The 503-nt window shown below is 56.9% G+C and carries 1 rRNA gene; it reads left to right on the forward strand.

Annotation, left to right across the window (positions count from 1 at the left end):
* Window positions 1-75: ribosomal RNA gene (locus HAV40_RS37860) — 16S ribosomal RNA — on the forward strand; the annotation flags it as partial.
* Window positions 76-503 lie beyond the last annotated feature (428 nt).

Genomic DNA, 503 nt, shown 5'->3' on the forward strand with positions numbered 1-503 from the left:
AAGGTGGGGCTGGCGATTGGGACGAAGTCGTAACAAGGTAGCCGTACCGGAAGGTGCGGCTGGATCACCTCCTTTCTAAGGAGCACCTACCCGCGAAAGCGGGTCAGGACCTGCAACCACCCGAATGTGGTGGTCAGGGCTCATATGGCGGAGACACTTGGTAGATCTTCTTTGGCAACGGCCACAGTTAACCCTAGTAGGGCTCACGGACTTCGGTTCGGGGCATGGAACGGGCTGTGGTGCGGCTGGGAGGATCGTGTTAGCACCCTGTTGGGTCCTGAAGGAACAAGCGCGAGCTTGGTTCTTCTGGCGCCGATCACATCTTGCAGGACAAACCGGTTCGGCCTTCGGGTTCGTGTCCAGGTGTTTTGCTGGTGGGTGTGGGTTGGTTGTTTGTTGAGATGTGCATAGTGGACGCGAGCATCTTTGTTTCTCTGTGTAGGTAAGTTTTTAAGGGCAGACGGTGGATGCCTTGGCACCAGGAGCCGATGAAGGACGTGGGA

It is taken from the genome of Catellatospora methionotrophica (genome assembly GCF_011297335.1).
Lineage (GTDB): Bacteria > Actinomycetota > Actinomycetes > Mycobacteriales > Micromonosporaceae > Catellatospora > Catellatospora methionotrophica.